The sequence below is a fragment of the Paenibacillus sp. FSL R7-0312 genome, from assembly GCF_038004445.1.
GTDB lineage: Bacteria > Bacillota > Bacilli > Paenibacillales > Paenibacillaceae > Paenibacillus_AQ.
Genome location: NZ_JBBORE010000001.1, coordinates 1,993,902 through 2,013,386 on the forward strand (window position 1 = coordinate 1,993,902; position 19,485 = coordinate 2,013,386).

13 protein-coding genes are annotated in these 19,485 nt (G+C 39.8%); 10 read left to right on the forward strand and 3 right to left on the reverse strand.

Going from position 1 to position 19,485, the window contains the following annotated elements; all coding sequences use genetic code 11:
• Window positions 1–3: 3 nt before the first annotated feature.
• Complete coding sequence (gene rfbC / locus MKX70_RS08625; protein ID WP_340839903.1) at window positions 4–558, reverse strand: dTDP-4-dehydrorhamnose 3,5-epimerase; 555 nt, start codon at window positions 556–558, stop codon at window positions 4–6.
• A gap of 20 nt (window positions 559–578) precedes the next feature.
• A complete protein-coding gene (gene rfbA / locus MKX70_RS08630) occupies window positions 579–1,457 on the reverse strand; it encodes a glucose-1-phosphate thymidylyltransferase RfbA (RefSeq protein WP_340839904.1) in 879 nt (292 codons plus the stop codon).
• A gap of 267 nt (window positions 1,458–1,724) precedes the next feature.
• On the opposite strand from rfbA, the gene MKX70_RS08635 reads away from it, so the two are divergent.
• Window positions 1,725–4,244: a DUF3656 domain-containing U32 family peptidase gene (locus MKX70_RS08635; protein ID WP_340839905.1), complete on the forward strand. Its 2,520-nt coding sequence runs from the start codon at window positions 1,725–1,727 to the stop codon at window positions 4,242–4,244.
• Between the two features lie 247 nt (window positions 4,245–4,491).
• Window positions 4,492–5,379, forward strand: a complete 888-nt coding sequence (galU, locus tag MKX70_RS08640; protein WP_340839906.1) for a UTP--glucose-1-phosphate uridylyltransferase GalU — start codon at window positions 4,492–4,494, stop codon at window positions 5,377–5,379.
• Between the two features lie 129 nt (window positions 5,380–5,508).
• Here the strand turns inward: galU and MKX70_RS08645 are convergent, their stop codons facing one another.
• Window positions 5,509–8,250 carry an O-antigen ligase family protein gene (locus tag MKX70_RS08645; protein ID WP_340839907.1) on the reverse strand — a complete coding sequence of 914 codons (2,742 nt, stop codon included), beginning with the start codon at window positions 8,248–8,250 and terminating at the stop codon, window positions 5,509–5,511.
• Window positions 8,251–8,349: 99 nt separating this feature from the next.
• Between MKX70_RS08645 and MKX70_RS08650 the strand changes: the two genes are divergently transcribed.
• The 8 genes from MKX70_RS08650 to MKX70_RS08685 all read left to right on the forward strand — a co-directional run bounded on the left by MKX70_RS08650 (window position 8,350) and on the right by MKX70_RS08685 (window position 19,483).
• Window positions 8,350–9,150: an ABC transporter permease gene (locus MKX70_RS08650; protein WP_340839908.1), complete on the forward strand. Its 801-nt coding sequence runs from the start codon at window positions 8,350–8,352 to the stop codon at window positions 9,148–9,150.
• Between the two features lie 17 nt (window positions 9,151–9,167).
• Window positions 9,168–10,451 (forward strand): ABC transporter ATP-binding protein, encoded by a 1,284-nt coding sequence (locus MKX70_RS08655; RefSeq protein WP_340839909.1) that lies wholly within the window; start codon window positions 9,168–9,170, stop codon window positions 10,449–10,451.
• Complete coding sequence (locus tag MKX70_RS08660; protein ID WP_340839910.1) at window positions 10,438–11,340, forward strand: class I SAM-dependent methyltransferase; 903 nt, start codon at window positions 10,438–10,440, stop codon at window positions 11,338–11,340. The genes MKX70_RS08655 and MKX70_RS08660 overlap by 14 nt, the downstream gene beginning before the upstream one ends.
• Window positions 11,341–11,375: 35 nt before the next feature.
• Entirely contained in the window at window positions 11,376–12,956 is a 1,581-nt protein-coding gene (locus tag MKX70_RS08665) for a hypothetical protein (protein ID WP_340839911.1), read from the forward strand.
• Complete coding sequence (locus MKX70_RS08670; RefSeq protein WP_340839912.1) at window positions 12,956–15,208, forward strand: glycoside hydrolase family 99-like domain-containing protein; 2,253 nt, start codon at window positions 12,956–12,958, stop codon at window positions 15,206–15,208. The genes MKX70_RS08665 and MKX70_RS08670 overlap by 1 nt, the downstream gene beginning before the upstream one ends.
• Before the next feature lie 20 nt (window positions 15,209–15,228).
• Entirely contained in the window at window positions 15,229–16,149 is a 921-nt protein-coding gene (locus tag MKX70_RS08675; protein ID WP_340839913.1) for a glycosyltransferase family 2 protein, read from the forward strand.
• Between the two features lie 218 nt (window positions 16,150–16,367).
• The gene (locus MKX70_RS08680; RefSeq protein ID WP_340839914.1) at window positions 16,368–18,476 is read left to right on the forward strand and encodes a DUF3329 domain-containing protein; all 2,109 of its coding nucleotides are present in this window, start codon (window positions 16,368–16,370) and stop codon (window positions 18,474–18,476) included.
• 44 nt (window positions 18,477–18,520) lie between these two features.
• Window positions 18,521–19,483: a glycosyltransferase family 2 protein gene (locus tag MKX70_RS08685; RefSeq protein ID WP_340839915.1), complete on the forward strand. Its 963-nt coding sequence runs from the start codon at window positions 18,521–18,523 to the stop codon at window positions 19,481–19,483.
• The last annotated feature ends 2 nt before the right edge of the window (window positions 19,484–19,485 follow it).

Below are 19,485 nucleotides of genomic sequence, written 5' to 3' on the forward strand. Positions count from 1 at the left end.
TATTTAATATACAAAATTAAGTTTAACGTCTTTTAACTGCGGTGCGTTCTCATCTTTAACAGACAGCACTGGTATAACATCAATCGGCCACTCAATGGCGATATCAGGGTCATTCCACAGAATTCCGCCGTCGCATTCAGGTGCATACAACTCGTCGCATTTGTATTGGACTTCTACATCCTCAGTTAGCGTCATGAAACCGTGGGCAAAGCCTTTAGGGATCAGAAGTTGCTTCTTGTTCTCGGCTGTAAGTTCAATTCCGAACCACTTGCCGTAAGAAGGACTGCCTTGACGGATATCCACAGCCACATCAAAAATGGATCCGCGTGTGCAGCGGACAAGCTTGGTCTGCGCCTTTGGATTTAATTGAAAATGAAGTCCCCGCAGGGTTCCCTTTACAGCTGAATAAGATTGATTGTCCTGAACGAACTGATAATTGATGTTTTGTTCCTGAAATTTAGCCTCGCTGTAGGTTTCCATGAACCAGCCGCGGTGGTCTCCAAAGACTGCCGGTTCGACAACGAGAACATCTTCAAGATTGGTTTTGGTAATCTTCATCTTATTCACTCTTTCTAGTATTAAAATTGGATTTTACCAGTAGCAACTTTGATCAGATATTGTCCATAGCCGGTCTTGCTCAGCTTATGCCCGCATTCCAGCAGATGTTCCTTTGTAATCCAACCGTTAATATAAGCAATTTCTTCAGGTGCAGAGATTTTAATGCCTTGGTGATCTTCAATCGTTCTAACGAAATTGGTGGCATCAACCAGACTCTGATGAGTTCCGGTATCCAGCCAAGTGAACCCGCGACCAAGCAAGGCGACATCCAGTTCTCCCAGCTTCAGGTAGGCCTCATTGATCGAGGTGATTTCCAATTCTCCACGATGCGATGGCTTCACTTCTTTAGCTAAAGAAACCACCCGATTATCATAGAAATACAGACCGGTAACAGCATAATTGGATTTAGGATGCTCCGGTTTTTCTTCAACGCTTAGAACCTTGCCATCTTCGTCAAATTCCACCACCCCAAAGCGTTCGGGATCGGGCACGTGGTAGCCAAAGACGGTTGCCCCACTTTCCTTTCCGGCAGCTTCTTTCAAGATTTTGGTCATGCCATTCCCGTAGTATATATTATCTCCGAGAATCATAGCTACAGAATCTTCCCCGATGAACGATTCTCCCAGAATGAAAGCCTGTGCCAATCCGTCCGGGCTCGGCTGGACAATGTACTGCAGCGAAATTCCGAACTGGGAGCCATCGCCGAGTAAATGCTCGAACCGTGGTGTATCCTCAGCGGTAGAAATGATAAGAATCTCTTTGATACCTGCCAGCATCAGCGTAGACAGAGGATAATAAATCATTGGTTTGTCATAGACCGGCAATAACTGTTTGCTGGTCACCATTGTGAGAGGATAAAGGCGGGTCCCGCTTCCTCCCGCAAGAATTATGCCTTTCATAACTATTTTCAACTCTCCTTTTGCTACATATAAATTTTGGGAACAGTGAGATCTTTTGCGTATTTATTCTTTTCCATTCATATTTTACGCTGGTTATTCTTGCTTTGTCTATTAAAGCAAGAATGCAGGCTTGTATAAAGATATTTTAAAGTTGAAAATTCATCCAAGTGTTTCTATTTTGCTGGCAGATAGCTGTGATATTTGATACAATTGATTAGTTAGAGGGATGACATACATCCGCCAGAACGGCGGTTTAGGAGGATATAAATGAAAGAGCAAGGATTACGCAGAGAAGACGTAGAACTGCTGGCTCCGGCGGGAGACTGGGACTGCATGCGTGCAGCGGTGGCGAACGGGGCGGATGCTGTCTTTTTTGGCGTAGAGAAATTCAATGCACGGGCCAGAGCCAACAACTTCCGCATGGACGAGCTGCCGGAGATTATGGCCTTTCTGCACAGCTATGGAGTGAAGGGGTTTCTGACCTTTAATATACTGGTGTTTGAGAATGAGCTGCCGGATGCCAAAGAACTGATTGATGCCTGCGTGGATGCCGGTGTGGATGCGGTCATTGTACAGGACTTGGGTCTGGTCCAGATGATTCGTGAGATCTCTCCGGATTTCCCGATTCACGGCTCTACACAAATGACAATTACTTCACCGGAAGCGGTGGAATTCACGAAGCCTTGGGGGCTGGAACGTGTAGTGCTTGGCCGTGAAAATAATCTGAAGCAGATCCGCACGATTGGCGAACAGGCCCGCCTGCCGATGGAAGTCTTCGTGCATGGTGCACTATGTGTATCCTACTCCGGACAATGTCTGACTTCCGAAATGTGGGGCGGACGCTCTGCGAACCGCGGAGAATGTGCTCAGGCCTGTCGCCTGCCATATGACCTGGTGGTAGACGGAGAAGTGAAGCCGATGGGGGATGTAACCTACCTGCTGTCCCCGAAAGATCTTGCCGCTATTGATCTGATGCCTGAACTGATTGAAGCAGGAGTGACCTCTTTCAAAATTGAAGGCCGGCTCAAGACTCCCGAATACGTTGCGAATGTGGTTAGTAAATACCGCAAAGCGATTGATAAGTATTTTGACGGTAACTGGACACCGACCTCGAAGGAGGACATGCGTGAGCTGCAGCAGAGCTTCTCGCGCGGCTTCACTCATGGTTTCCTGGACGGAACTAACAATAAGAAATTAGTAGATGGCACCTTCCCGAAAAGCAGGGGTGTATTCATGGGAACCGTCGAACAGATTCTGCGCGATGGTGTGGTCTGCCGCATTCATGCTCCGCTTAAGCGCGGTGACGGGATTGTGTTCGATGCTGGAGACCCGACGAAGAAGGAGGAAGGCGGCCGCGTCTACGATCTGCGCCGCAAAGGCGTCAAGCTGGAGGGCGAAGCCGGCGAAGGCTGGATTATCGACATCGTGCCCGGCCGCAATGATGTGGATCTTCGCCGTCTCCATGTTGGCGACCGCATCTGGAAGACGAATGATCCGGCACTCGACAAGGCGCTGCGCCAGTCGTATGAGACCGAGAAGCCTTACCGGGTCTTCCCGGTTCACGTGAGAGTGCAAGGCTGCGCTGGTGAGAAGCTGACGACCTGGTGGACGGACATCCAGAAGAAGGTAACCATCCGTGTAGATTCGGAGCTTCCGCTGGAGACAGCGCAAAAGCGTCCGATGGATACCGCGCTGCTGGAAGAACAATTCGGCCGCCTGGGCGGAACCGTGTTCCAGCTTGAAGCGCTGGAGTCGCATCTGCAAGGCGACGTGATCGTGCCTATGCGCGAGCTGAACAGCATCCGCCGCCAGGCGGTGGAGCTGCTTGCAGGCGAGCGCCCAAAGCCTCCCGTGTATGTGAAACGGGAGGTAGAGGTCTACGGCGGCGCCTCCCGCAGGGGCGCCGCCGAGGCGCGCGGTGAAGCGGAGCTCACCGCGCTGTGCCGCAGCCTGCCGCAGGTGCAGGCTGCACTCGAAGCCGGCGTGACGAGCATTTACGCCGATTTCGAGTTCATCAAGCAGTTCCCGGCGGCAGTAGACGCTGTGCGGGCTGCAGGGGCCAGCATCACGCTGGCCACACCGCGCATCCATATGCCGAACGAGAACGGCTACCATGCCAACATCCTGCGGCTGCAGCCGGATGCTGTGCTGGTGCGCAATACCGGCGCGCTGTATTATTACCTGCGCCACCGGATGGAGCATCCGGATGCTGTGCATCCCCGGCTGATCGGCGATTTCTCGCTGAACATCGCTAACCACAGAGCGGTTGATCTGTTCCTGAATGCCGGCTGTGACGTGGTGACACCGTCGTATGACCTGAACATCCAACAGATGGTCGATCTGCTGGGGCACAGCGACACCTCGCGGATGGAGGTTGTTATTCACCAGCATCTGCCGATGTTCCACACCGAGCACTGCGTGTACTGTACCTTCATGAGTGAAGGTACGGATTATACCAACTGCGGACGTCCTTGCGAGGAGCAGCGTGCTTCACTGCAGGACCGGATCGGCATGTCCCATCCCGTCCGTGTAGATGAAGGCTGCCGTAACACTGTCTATAACGCTGTTGAACAGTCAGGTGCAGAATACCTGAATCACTTCCGTGAGCTTGGCGTATCTTCTTTCCGTGTAGAGTTCCTAGAGGAAACACCAGAGCAGGTAGCTGAGGTTATCAGCCTGTACAGCCGCGCACTTCGCGGAGAAATCTCCGGAACGCAGGTTTGGAAAAGCCTGAAGGCCACCAACCAGCTTGGGGTTACACGCGGGCAGTTGGTTAATGCGAAGTAAGCAATTTGTGTAATCTTCAGACGTATATGTACTGATGCAGGATCTAATAAATACATGCTAGGCCAGACTGCCTTTGAGGAGAAATACACTCTCAGGCCATCTGGCCTTTGCTTTTTCTACATCTGTTCCAAGATGCAACACAATCACCCTGCCAAAAATCTGCTATAACTGCTATAATTGAATCAAATATGCCATTTTTCTATAAGAAATCAAATGGTGCAAACAAGATAATAGAAGGAGCTATGAGATGAAGATCCGTAAAGCCATTATTCCCGCAGCTGGTCTAGGTACCCGCTTTCTGCCTGCGACCAAAGCGATGCCCAAAGAAATGCTGCCGATTGTAGACAAACCGACAATTCAATATATTGTTGAAGAAGCAGTGGCTTCCGGGATTGAAGATATTATCATTGTGACGGGGAAGGGCAAGCGTGCGATTGAGGACCATTTTGATAACTCATTCGAACTGGAGTTTAACCTGGCTGAGAAGCAGAAGTGGGAGCTGCTGGAATCAGTACGTAAATCCTCGGAAATGGCCGATATCCACTACATTCGTCAAAAAGAACCGCGCGGCCTCGGACATGCCATCTGGTGCGCACGTAAATTCATCGGAAATGAACCTTTTGCTGTTCTGCTTGGGGATGACATTGTAGAGTCGAATAAGCCTTGTCTTAAGCAGATGATTGATGTATACGATCAGTACAAATCCTCTATTGTGGGAGTTCAACAGGTGCCGTGGGAAGAGGTTTCCCGGTATGGACTGGTGGATGGAACTGAATTAGCAGAACGTGTCTACAAGGCCAACCGCCTAGTCGAAAAGCCGAAGAGAGAAGATGCTCCATCCAACCTGGCGATCCTGGGACGGTATATCCTGACCCCGCGTATCTTCGATATGCTTGGCGAACAGCAGGTGGGTGTAGGTGGAGAAATCCAGCTTACGGATGCTATCTCCCGATTAAGCGAAGTAGAGCGGATCATTGCTTATGATTTTGAAGGGAAACGTCATGATGTTGGTGAAAAAATGGGCTTCATTCAGACAAGCATCCATTATGCACTTCAGCATGAGGAGCTTAAAGAAGGGCTGTTGCAGTATCTTAAAGAGGTTATAGAAAATGAAGAGAAGCTGTACAGCAGGTAGCAGGTTGAATCATTATTAACTACAATTCTTGCGCGAAATATCTCATTTAATCATAAAAAAGCGGTCCACCGTAACTCAGACAGTGGACCGCTTTTCTCTATGTGTTCTTAAGATATTTCCTTTGAACGATTAGTACTGTGTATTCACAATGATGTCAATCTCTGCAGCCTCTGCAGGATCAGCGGCAATGAGCTTATCATAGACTGTCTGGTCCTGCGCGGACTCAGATTTCTTCAGTGCAGCTAAATACCAGCGGGCTGCTTCACGGTTGGCTGCATCACTGTAATCATCGCTCAAGGAAAGCTTTAAAGTCGCTGCGGCTGCCTGTATCTGACCTGCCATATACTGAAGTTTTCCTGCGTTCAAGTTGATTGACGAAGGAAGAGGCTGGCCTTGCAGATCAGATGCCACTTGATTGTAGGCATCGAGTCCAATGTTGAGATGAATGATTTTGTTAGCCTCATCCTGCTGAGCGAAGGATTGTTGAGCCATTTCGAAGGCACGGGTAATCAGAGAGCTATACCAGTTAGTGTCCCATAGTGATGTGCTACTGACGATATCTGCATAATTGTCTGCAAAACCGAGCTTCAACGTAGCAGCAGCTTGGTCGGCTTGTCCAGACAGCATTTGCAGCTTGCCGGCATTCAATGCAATTGTTGGCGTGATTGAGAACGGACGGCCCTGCAGCTGTTCAGGCGGCAAAGTCTTCAGGTGCTGTACCCCGTCAACCACATGCTGGTATGCTTCAAGACCGGCAGTCAGGTAATCCTGTTTCTTAGCTTCGTCTTTTTGCACATTGGCTGCAGCTGCAAAGGCCTGTGCACGGCTAATCAATGCCTCATACCAATCGATATCCCAATTGAATTTATCTGCGTTGTCGCGGTAGACATTGAAGCCCAGATCACTTTGTCCTTTGAGATCGTAGTAACTGATCAATTGCTTCAGCAGATCTTTATTGTAAGGCTCATCTTTAAGTGCACGGCTCAGAACATTATAAGCTTCAGCCAGATACTGCTCATCTTGTGTTTGTTTAAAAACAGTCAGGTCAAGGGAAGCAAGGTAGATTGCCGCTTCCGGATGGAAAGGACGACTCTGCAGTGCTTCGACCAGCGGAGTCTTAATCTCTTCATAGGATTGGCTGACGTTAACCAGGTTCTTGCCCTTAAGTGCGGCATTACTGGATCCGATATAGCTGATGGACAGGAAGAGCAGGAACACAGAACCGATGGCCAGCACAGCAAGGTACCCGAAGCGCAGTCCAGCCTTGTTCCAGCTCTGGCGCAGAGGCTTGTTGTTCATAACTGCTCCCATACCTGCCAAACCAATGAAAACTAGAATCCCCATAAACGCGTAACTCATGTTAAAGTCCAGCAGACTATGGACAAGAATGGATAGAGCGATAATGTAGAAGAAGAATCCATTATTGAACTCGTCCTTGTCCCGTTTCAGGTAAGCGCGGATGTATTTATAGAAAATATATCCAATAAAGCCCATAAACACGATAAATCCGACAATTCCAACCTCAATTAAATACTGCAGGAAGAAGTTGTGAACCTGACGACTTACATAAGGGTTGTTCTGGTAATGCTCATACAAGGATGCCCAGCCTCCGCCGCCGGATCCAATGATCGGATAATCCTTCACAACCTTCATAGCATCCTTATAAAAAGTAATGCGCTCCAGTACACTATGCTGTTTGAAGTTGATGTTCTCCAGACGGGTTTCGATATTATCAGGTAATATACTGCGTACGCTTGTTCCAATAAGCAGGAAAGCAACAATCGCTACAAGAACAATCGAGCCGAGTGGAATCCACAGCCCAGTCATTTTACGTGTTTCCCAGCTTCCCAGCTTCTCTTGCAGCCATGGAGCGGCGAAACGCTGAATCGCCCAGCCAAGAGCTGCAACAACTGCTGAGGCCACAAGCAGGTACGCCCAGGCCTTTAACGCAGCTGCCGAAGTGAAAGTAGTATTCAGCTCAGTTCCAAGCGTAGTTAGTGGGCTGGTAACCAGCAGAGCAGCGATACCAGAAATCGCAAGGTGAATAATCCAAAGAATCTGCTGAGCAGGCTTCAGGAACAACAGTAGAAGAATAAACACTACAGGCAGCATTACGAGCCCGCCACGGGATAAGGTCAGCAGCAGAGATACAATAATCGGTACAAGCATGAAGCTGTGAGTCAATGTGCCGTACCATTTTTTAGAGCGGACAAGTGCGAACACTGCCACAAACAAGAAAGCCATCAGGAACGCAGCGTACGTATTGGCATACTGGAAAATTGAAGTCAGACGCAGGCCGTTAGAGTCTGTCATCACGGCGTCCAAATATTTACCACTGCGTACAGTGTTAGAGAACCAGCCTACCATACTGCCAGCGAATTTCGAGCTGCCGAGCCAGTTTAACAGCCCAAATCCGACAATGAAATAAGCGATTGCCAAAATGGCATTCTGAATGACAACATTTAGTTGCTTTTGCTGGAGCAGATATAACGCTATAATGAATATTGCGGCATACATGCTCTGTATAAACAGCAGGTTCATCGCCATATAATGCGAAACAGCGCCAATAAGCGACAACGCGTACGTAGCGGGAAGCAGCAGCGAGGCCACAGCCAGCAAGTCACGCTGTCCTTCCAGCTTGAACTTTGTGAAGTACAAGCCTATCCACACCAGCAGCAAGAGGCTGCTCAGCAGCGATGACACATAAATCGGCTTCTCGAAGTCGATCTGCTGCCCATTAAATAATCCCACTTGAAACGGGGTCCAAACCAAAAACACAATGAAACCAATAACCAAAGCCCATATGTAACTGGATATCTTTTCAACATTTCTCGACTGTACAGCATTTTTACCGTATACTGGTTTCGACACGTTATGATCTCCTTTTCCTGTAGGTACGTGGATATTTTAGCATAAGTGGCTACAATCTAAAAGGAACTTCAATATTAGAACAATAAGGAGATAAGGAAATTGTTAAACTTATTTTTATCACAAGAAACGAATGCCAGAAACAAACTAATATATAGTTTGGCTAAAAATGATTTTAAAAAGAAATTTAAAGGATCATATTTTGGGATATTTTGGGCGTTTGCAAATCCATTAATTACAATTTTACTGTACTGGTTTGTTTTTCAAGTGGGATTTCGCTCGGGGATTACAACGAGTGGTGCACCGTTTGTGGTTTGGTTAATCTGTGGGATGATTCCATGGTTTTATTTTGCTGAGGCATTTGCTAATGCTACCTTAAGTTTTACTGAATACAGCTTTCTGGTTAAAAAGGTTGTTTTTAAAATAAGCATCCTCCCTCTTGTAAAGATAGTGTCATCATTCTTTATTCATTTATTCTTTCTATTATTTTTATTTTTGATTTTAATTTATTATGGTATCTATCCTGATATTTACTGGATTCAAGTTATCTATTACATAGCAGGAATGATTATCTTATTAGTTGGTGTGAGTTTTATTACTTCTTCTATTGTTCCTTTTTTCCGGGATATGAATCAAATTGTATCAATAATTGTGCAAATTGGATTTTGGCTGACGCCTATCGTTTGGTCTTTAGATATTACTCCTCCCAAATATCAGTTCTTATTCAAATTGAATCCTTTTTATTATATTGCTGAAGGATATCGCGATTGTTTTTTAAATAAAACGTGGTTTTGGGAGAAACCATTTGAGACTTTATATTTTTGGATCGTTACCTTCGTGCTTTTATTAATAGGAGGCTTACTCTACAAAAAATTAAAACCTCACTTTGCAGATGTTCTATAGAATTAAGGAGTGTAAAAATGGAGAATGTAATTGAAATAAATGATCTAACCAAAATATATAAGTTATATAGAAATCCTGTTGACAGATTGAAAGAGTCCTTGAGTATATTTGGCAAGAATTATCACAAGGATTTTTTTGCTCTGAATAGTATGACGTTACATGTTCAAAGAGGAGAGGCACTGGGTATAATTGGGAAAAATGGCTCTGGTAAATCTACGCTTTTGAAAATAATGACTGGAGTTTTGTCACCAACTTCTGGGGAGTTATCTGTTAAAGGTAGAATATCTGCTCTATTAGAACTGGGAGCGGGGTTTAATCCTGACTTCTCTGGTTTGGAAAATGTTTATCTAAATGGAACGATGATGGGGATGAGCAAGGAAGATGTTGATAAGAAGATCGACGATATTACTGCCTTTGCAGATATTGGTGACTTTATTCATCAACCGGTAAAAACATATTCGAGTGGTATGTTTGTTAGATTGGCTTTTGCTGTAGCCATCAATGTTGAACCTGAAATACTAATTGTGGACGAAGCGTTATCCGTAGGTGATATTTTCTTTCAAGCAAAATGTTTTAAAAAATTCAGTGAATTTAAAGAACAAGGTAAGACGATAATATTTGTTACTCATGATATGAGTAGTGTAATGAAATATTGTGACAGGGTCATTGTTATGAATGAGGGTATCATCGTTGATGAAGGGGCACCTGGCCCTATGATTGACATTTATAAAAAAATATTAGTTAATCAATACTCTGAAGTGGAAAGCATGGACGTTAAAAACACTTTTGTTGAAAATCAGTGGAAAAAAGGGATTAATATTAATCCCTCCTTTAGCGATTATGGAAATAATAAAGCGCAGATTATTGATTTTGGAGTATTTGATCATAAGGGAGATTTAACAAATGTCATCATGAAGAGTAAAGAATTTAAGCTGAAGATGAAAGTGCAATTCAACGAAGATATCACAGATCCAATATTTGCTTTTAGCATAAAAGATATTAGAGGTACTGAAATTACTGGTACAAATACAATGCTCGAATCGGTTAATACAGGGTTAATCAGAAAAAATGATATCTATGAAATTGAATTTACTCAGAATATTTCATTGCAAGGCGGAGATTATTTGATCTCTTTTGGTTGTACTGGGTATGAAAACAATGATTTTGTGGTATACAATCGATTATATGACATCTTTAATATTCATGTAATTGCAAATAAAAATAGCGTAGGTTTCTTCGATATGGATTCAAACATAAAAGTTCAAAAGAATGAGAGGATTGGAACAAGTGGACAGCTATGAAGACAAGCGGCTTAACTTATCGTTTTATGGTGGAGAGGACTTGTACTCTGATGGCGAAATAGAAAATGAGATGCTTGAGATAGCTAAGAATAATACTGATTTTGACAATGTAATTGCAAATGATACCCGCTGGCCAATTTTGTACCATTTCTCGAAAAAAAGACACAATTTATTGGAGTGGTATCCTTTTGAAAAAGAGGCTGAAGTATTAGAAATTGGAGCTGGATGCGGCGCAATTACTGGAGTGCTTTGTGACAAATGTAAGCATGTGACTTCGGTTGAACTATCAAAAAAGAGGTCGTTAATTAACCTTCATCGCAATAGTGATAAGATTAATTTGGAAATCATTGTAGGCAATTTAAATGATGTTAAATTTGATAAGAAATTTGATTATATAACTCTTATTGGTGTCTTGGAATATGCTGCGCTATATACTGCTTCCGACTCACCTTACGATGAATTTTTGAAAAATATAAAGAAAAATCTTAAGCCAAACGGAACTTTGATAATTGCTATTGAAAATAAGTTTGGCTTGAAGTACTGGGCAGGCGCTAAAGAAGATCATACAGGAATACTATTTGACGGTTTGGAAGATTATCCATCTGACCGGCAAGTATATACGTTTTCAAAACCGGAGTTAACTAGAAAGCTAGTTAATGCTGGATTTACAGAAAATAAGTTTTATTATCCATACCCAGATTATAAACTGCCTAATTCAATTTATTCAGATGGAAGATTGCCGAAAATCGGGGAATTGCAAAATGACTTAGTTAATTATGACCAGTCTAGGACTCTCCTTTTTAGTGAGCAAGCCGTTTATGATAGCATTTTGCATAGTGAAGGTGAATATCCCTTTTTTTCTAATTCTTTTTTAGTCTTTTCTAAGTGAAAAGCTTAAGTATCATTTTGAGGAGTGAGAAGTACTTGAATATACTATATACGAGATATAGCAAAGACCGGCATCCTCACTTTCAAATGAAAACCGTTATTTACGAACAAGGCGGTCTTAAGAAAGTGAAGAAACAGGCAGTTACACCGGCTGGTTCTGGACATATTCGAAACATTTTTGAAAATTACGGGAAATTGAGCGCTCATTATAAAGCAAATGTATTGTTACAGCCTGAATTTGAGAATGATTCCTTGGTTTTTGAATATATCACAGCCCGCAGTCTAGATGAGTTGATTTTAGAGTCTGCCCTTAATAAGAAAAAAAAAGATTTTTTCTATTTCTTAGATCAATATAAACAAATAGTTAATGATGTTGCGGGTCATAACTATATACCATTTAGTAATACAGAACAATTTGTTCATTTTTTTAATAAAAAATACCCACTTGAAGGTTTGAATTCCTTTGTTACTTCTAATGTTGACTTGAATTTTGATAACATCTTTTTTCTAGGAAATAAAGTATTTAAAATATTGGACTATGAATGGGTATTAGAATTCCCAATACCGGTTGAGTTTGTAGCTTTTAGGGCGATTAACACCTTTTATTACGCTCATTATACAACACTAGTTAATTTTGTGGATATCAGAACATTATTTGATTTCTTCGGAATTTCTAACGATAGAATAGAGCATTATACTAATATGTCGATTACCTTTGCTGACTATGTAGGGACTAATCAAGCGACAGCCAGACTACGGGGTTACTTGAAAAGGAATGTCCCATTTGAGTTTAGAGAGCCAGAAATATATACAAGTCAATTATTTTATAAAAAATCTGACGAAGATTTGTTTTCTGAGGAATGTAGTGTGAAAATTAGTATTACTAGCCAAACTGCGATTCTTCATTTCCCCGTAGAACCCAACATGAACTACTTTAGATTTGATCCTGCGGATAAAAAAAGTATTATTCGTATCGAAAAAGCAATTGCATTTGATTCGGCCGGTAAAGCCTTGGAATTGAGTCAGACTCATGCAAATGCAAGTTATATAACCGACTCTACGTACTTTTTTGCTACGGATGACCCTCAAGTATATTTCTTTATCGAATCTGATTTTAATGTGTCGAGGATTGTGGTCACTTTGAAGTATATTCAGTTTCTTGAGGATGGATTTTTTCTTGAATTTGGAAAAACGCATGAGGATTTATTAAAATACAAAGGTACATTAGAATCTAATATTGAAAAAGAGAGGGAGCTTTTCTATAAAGAGAAGGAGCTTTTCGATAAAGAAAATGAAAAATTAAATAATACGATCATTAATTATCAATCACAAATAGATGAAAAGCAGAACCAACTCCGGGTGTTTCAAGATGTTACTAACGAACTCAAAGTTGAAATAAAAAAACTGGAAAATGAGTTGATAGACGGAAAGAAGTTAAATAATGACCTCAATAGTGAAAAATCTCAACTTATTGATGAGATTGATATCTTACAAAATGACTTGAGAGTGAGTAAACAATATATAAATCAAATAGAAAGTACATTTTGGTGGCGGACAGTGCAGAAAATAAGTAGTTTTGGTAGGAAAATCAGTGGTCAAACGAAAGGAAAGAACTAATGAAAAGAATGATGAAAGTTTCCTCTTTATATGGTTTAGAGTCGAATGCTACAAATGAACCTTCTAGTGAGTGGGTTAGCATTAATAATGATCCTCAAATGTATTTTAAAGAAGCGTATACAAAGGGATTTTACAAAATTGTCTGGCATGGAGCATCAAGTGATACTAGGTATTTACGTCTTTATATAAATTATGGTGGTGGGTATAGCCAAGAACAGTCGTTACTTCTAGGCGTACTGAACGAAAAGGAGAATACTCATTTTAAAATTGTGAAATTTGATCAAGATGTTATAGATTTAAGATTAGATCCTGGAGATATGCCAGGTTCTTTTAAGTTTGGAAATTTGAGTGTTGAAAAGATATCCTTTGCCTCATACTTTAAATTAGCTTTTGAAAAATATGCTAATTTAAATGGAAATGAAGGGGTTTTGAAGTTAATTAAAAAGGGGTATCGAAAATGGAGAGAACACGGCTTAAGGTGGGTCATTAAAAGGGCAGAAACATTACTGATTAATCACTCATCGGACTCAGGAATGCAGCAGGGGTATGAGGCTTACAAGTATACTGAACAAGATCCTGTGAATTATCTTGAGTTAGCTAGCGATCCTTTATTATCGATTATTATACCCTTCCATAGTGGGGATTTCGAGTTTTTAAATACATGTCTAGATTCCGTGAAGAGACAGTCGTATGCAAAATATGAAATCATTATAGTAGGGAATAGTGTGTCTGGACTAAGTGGCCGTTTTGGCAATTCTCAAATTAAAACTCTGGAAGTAATTAGTGATAATTTCATGGATCATATTAATACTGCAATCCCTTATATTTCAGGTGATTATTCATTTATCCTTGAAGAAGAGGATTTCATATCTGTTAATGCGTTTTATTATGCTTCACAAGCTATCAAAGAAACAAAAAGTGAACTGATATATATGGATGAAGATCGATTTATCGGCACGGAACACTTTTCTCCTCTTTTAAAAGGAAATTATATTCTTGCAGATATAAAGAATATAAGTGAATTTATTGGGCCTGTATTTGTGAAATCCGATATTCTAAAGGAAAGTTTAGGAATACATCTCTATACCTCCTTGAAGGATAAGCTCATTTTACAAAGTAATGTTATTCAGCATATCCCACAAGTCATGTATCACAAACGTGCTACTGTATCTCAATGGCAAGAAGCTGAGAAAGAGAAAGTTAAGATTATTCCCTTCTATCTTCCTCAATATCATGAAATTCCAGAAAATGATGAATGGTGGGGAAAGGGATTTACTGAGTGGACCAATGTTACAAAGGCACTTCCTTTATATGAAGAACATTATCAACCTCACGTCCCAACTGATTTGGGCTATTATAACTTAGTGAAAGATAAGGACATAAAAGAACGTCAAGTTGAATTAGCTAATAAATATAACATCTTCGGGTTCTGTTATTATTATTATTGGTTCAATGGAAAGAGACTGCTTGAAAAACCGTTAAATGATGTGCTTGAAAATAAGGAACTAGACTTTCCTTTTTGTATTTGCTGGGCCAATGAAAGCTGGTCTAGACGTTGGGATGGTCAAGAAAAAGAATTATTGATGCAGCAGATTCATGATGAAGACTCGGATAAAAGATTTATTGAAGAGGTTATACCTATGTTAAAAGACAGCAGATATATTTGTATTGAAGATGGAGTGCCTATTATTTTGATATATCGTGCAGAACTTTTCCCTGATTTAAAAAATACAGTTAAATATTGGAAAGAGAAATGCAGGGCGAACGGAATCAAGGATTTACATGTGTGTATGGTTCAATCTTTTGGTCAACAGGACCCAGAAATTCATGGTTGCGACTCTGCCGTGGAATTCCCTCCACATGGTGTTTATGCTGCGGAAATTTCGGACCAAATTAAAGGCTTGGATCCAGAATTTGATGGGAACATCTATAATTATAAAGAGGTTGTAGAGCGGAATCTGCGAAAAAAGAATTCCAGTGATTATAAATGGTTCCGTGGTGCAATGTTAAGTTGGGATAATACCGCTAGAAGAAAAAAATCATCTAATATATTCTTCGATGCCTCTCCTGGTGAATATGAGAAATGGATGATCGGTTTAATAGACTACACTAGGAAATTTAATGAAAAAGATAATCAAATTGTTTTTGTAAATGCATGGAATGAATGGGCTGAAGGAACGCATTTAGAACCAGATACAAAATATGGACATGGATATCTGGAGGCTACACAAAGAGCTTTAAATGTACGCTAATAAACTAGGAGACAAATCTAATGACTAATATGCCTTTAATTAGTGTAATTGTTCCATCGTATAATTATGAAAAGTTTATTGTTGAATCAGTAGAATCAGTAGTCTGTCAGACTTATGAAAATCTGGAGTTAGTGATTATTGATGACTTTTCAAAAGACAACAGTGTGGCTTTAATAAATGGATTGATATCTCAAGAAAGGGTGAAGCAACGATTTAATGGTAAAATACACTTCATAAAGCATGAAGTGAATCGTGGAGCTCATTATTCTATAAACGAGGGAATTAATATTTCTACTGGTGGATATATCTCTATTCTTAATGCAGATGATCTATATGATGAAAATCGTTTTGAAATAATGATGTCGGCAATGATTGCTCAAAATGCTGAATTCTCTTTTTCAAAGATAAGCGTAATTGATGGAGAAGGAAACTTAGCGGATACTACCACAGGGGAAGCTGGGAAATTTGTTGCAGTTCAAAACTCAATAAACAGCTTTCCAACAGTTGGATGGTCTCTTATCCCCCATAACGCAGCTATATCGACTGGAAATATGTTATTTACTCGAGATATATATTGTAAAGTTGGAGGATTTCGAAATTTGAAATACTGTCATGATTGGGATTTTATTCTAAAAAGCTTATTGATTACTGAACCACTTTATATACCGGAAACAACCTATTACTATAGACTACACGGAAATAACTCGTATTTACAGTTAGATAACGTAGTTGATAGAGAAGTTAAAACTGTATTAGGAGGTTTTTTTTATAATTGTAGAAAGAAAAATTTAATTAATAAATTATGTCCTAGTCCACAAAACTGGAGAAACGAGTTCTTATCTCAGATTGAAAATATGTCACTTGAAAAGTTCTGGGTATTTTCCAAGACACCGTTTAACCTTGCTTATCAGTTAAGACAATCACTCATAGATCGAAAGTAATGCTTTTCATTTCTTATCTGAGTCTGATTGAAACCAATGGAAAATAATAAATCTACGAGTAGTTTTTGTGAGATTCAAGTGATTATAAGGCTGGAAGTGGGTATGAGAAGCAAAAAAATGCTCCGCATAATTTCACGTGCCAATTTGAATGTTTTAGAAGTTCTAAGTTTAAAGAGGATCAATTTAAGAAAATAAAAAATTAAATAAGGATGTTATAAATGAAAATTGAGATTAATGTTGATGATAAAACGGTTAACATTTATAGAGTATTAATAATATTCTTATCTATTATTTATTTCGGGTATTTTCTCAAGCTGAATGGTTTTACCCCTTATTGGAATGACGAGTTCGCCTATAGTTTTATTAGTGGTGGTGATACGAAATTAAGTAGTTTCTATGATATTATTCGTTCACAACATAACTTATACTATAATTGGACCGGAAGGGTATTAATTCATGCTATAGTACAATTTTTTTTGTTGTTAGGGAAAGACTATTTTAATATTTTTAATTCGATCTTTTTTGTAGCTCTAATATATTTAGTATGTTCCTTTGTCCGAGTTAGGAAATTTAATAATAAAGAAGATTTGCGAGATTTTGTTATTGTAACGCTGCTTCTATGGTTCCTGATACCTGTAATGGGACAAACAACATTTTGGCTTGCAGGGTCAGTTAACTACTTATGGGCTACGGTGTTTGTTTTAGCCTTCCTTTTGCCGTATAGATATTTAATGGAAGATAAACAAATTATTAAAAATAATATACTAAGCGTTACGGCGATGTTCTTTCTGGGGCTTTTAGCGGGCTGGTCTCAAGAAAATGCGGCGGTAACTGCAGTTGTGTTTGTCGGAATGACGTTTATTTTTGTAGTGTATAAGTACAAAAAAATTCCATATTGGTTTGTAAGTGGTGCAATAGGTCTTATTATTGGTGCTGTTTTCCTTCTTTTGGCTCCAGGTAACGGAGTGAGAAAGGAAATTATGTATTTTGATTTGAGTCTAAAGGATCAAGTTCTTAATTTTTTTCAATCATTAAAGAATATCGTTTTGTATGAACAAAGAGCTTTGTTCAGTATATTCATAATTATGTTTCTTTTTGTATTATTTCAGAGGTCACAGTCGAAAATCAAAGCAGTAGGCCTATCTCTTGTGTTTTTTATATCAGGATTTACTTCTTATCTTGCGATGATTGCCTCACCTGAGTTTCCTTCACGGGCTACGTTTGTGGGGGCGATTTCTATTGTGATCTCAATAATGATACTTTCTAACAACCTTAATGAAAAGTTTAAATCCGTTATAATACTAATAGCCATTATCCCTTTTTTGATGTCAGTTACCAATCTATTTAAAGATATTCAGATAGTTGGACATGAAAATGCTCTTAGGGAGAAAATAGTAGCAGACGCTATAGCCACTGGGAATAATGATGTTAGACTCCCTCCATATTCTATAAAGGGCAGCGATAGAGTGTTTATTTTCGATATAACCTCGAATCCCAAATATACTTCTAATGAACATTATGCAAAGTACTATGGTTTAAATTCAGTTGTAATTGACACTCCAGTTCTAGTTGTAGAATTGAAAGAGCCAGTTATCAATCAATATCAATTATATTTTGATACAGGTAACGGCTTTAATGAGGAAGACACTGCTTATGCTGGTATATATAATCAAACTGATGGAAAAAGGCTATACTTTAACCTACCAACTAAGCCTATTTACAAATTTAGATTTGATCCTGGGAATCATACAAATGAAAAAATTGAAATTTCAAAAATCACCATTCAAAATAATAGTGTTATAAAAAATTATGATAGCGCCCAACTACAAGATATGTTAGTTCCACAGCATGATATTGCTACGATGAAGAATACAGGGGAGTATTTAGAATTGATCACATCAGGCGATGACCCTCAGTTTGAATTTGTTAATGATTATACAGATAAAGGTACAAGCGTGATGATGAATTTTGGAAACGAAATTACTGGAGAAATACAGATTTTTTATGATTTGGGAAAGGGGTTTAATGAAAATAATTCAGTTAAGATTAATGTTAATAATAAAAATAGCATAACTGCTCAATTACCTGCTAAAAGGATATACAATCTTAGAATTGATTTAGGAAATAAGCCGGATACAACAATTGGTATTAGATCGATTAGCATTAAAGGTACTAAGAAAATTGAAATTAAAGACATATTTGAAAAAGTTACCTCCTTGATCCAGTTAGAAAAGGGAGATATTAAGGATGATATTTATTATTTAATAACTAAGGGGAATGATCCGTCCTTTCAGATTATCGATTTGGATATTGTAACTGGAAATTAGTTATTATTGATTTTCTATTAATAGGTGAAGAGGATGAAAAGGGCATGGAGTTTAAGCTGTCACTTATAGTTCCTATGTATAATGAAGAGGCTAATATCGATATTTTTTATAGAACTATTACAAGTACTATGTTGAAAAATTCCTATGATTTCGAAATTATATGTATAAATGATGGAAGTAAAGATAATACTCTATCTTTACTTAAAGAACTTGCACGTAATGATGAACGAATTAAGGTAATTGATTTATCGAGAAACTTTGGAAAAGAGGTTGCAATGTCTGCAGGTCTTAAATATGCTGTGGGAGATGCAATTATTCCAATTGATGCTGACTTGCAAGACCCTCCAGAGGTTATTCCTTTATTGGTAAATAAGTGGCATGAGGGATATGATGTCGTGTATGCGACACGTACTAAGCGAGAAGGCGAAACTGTTTTTAAGAAAATGACTGCGCATATGTTTTATAGAGTTATAGCAAAGCTTACGAGAATTGACATTCCAGAGGATACAGGTGATTTTCGGCTCATGTCTAGGCAAGTTGTTGATGCCTTAAACCAATTACCTGAGCATCACCGCTTTATGAAAGGACTTTTCAGTTGGGTTGGTTATAAACAAACGAGTATTACCTACCAACGAGAAGCGCGATTCGCTGGGAAAACAAGTTTTAATTACTGGAAGTTATGGAATTTTGCACTTGAGGGTATTACTTCATTTAGTTTTGCGCCACTACAATTTGCATCCTACTTAGGTTTTTTCGTGTCTATCACATCGTTTATTTATATGATGTATCTTATTTTTAGTACAATATTCTTTGGTAATCCTGTTGCTGGTTATCCGTCTTTAATGGTTGCCATCCTATTCTTTGGGGGGATACAGTTAATAACACTCGGAATTATAGGAGAATATATAGGAAGAATATATAATGAAACCAAGAGAAGACCACTCTTTCTTGTTAGAGAAGAAGTAAATATTACCTCTTCGCTAATGAAAAATGAAAATCTATTATGATA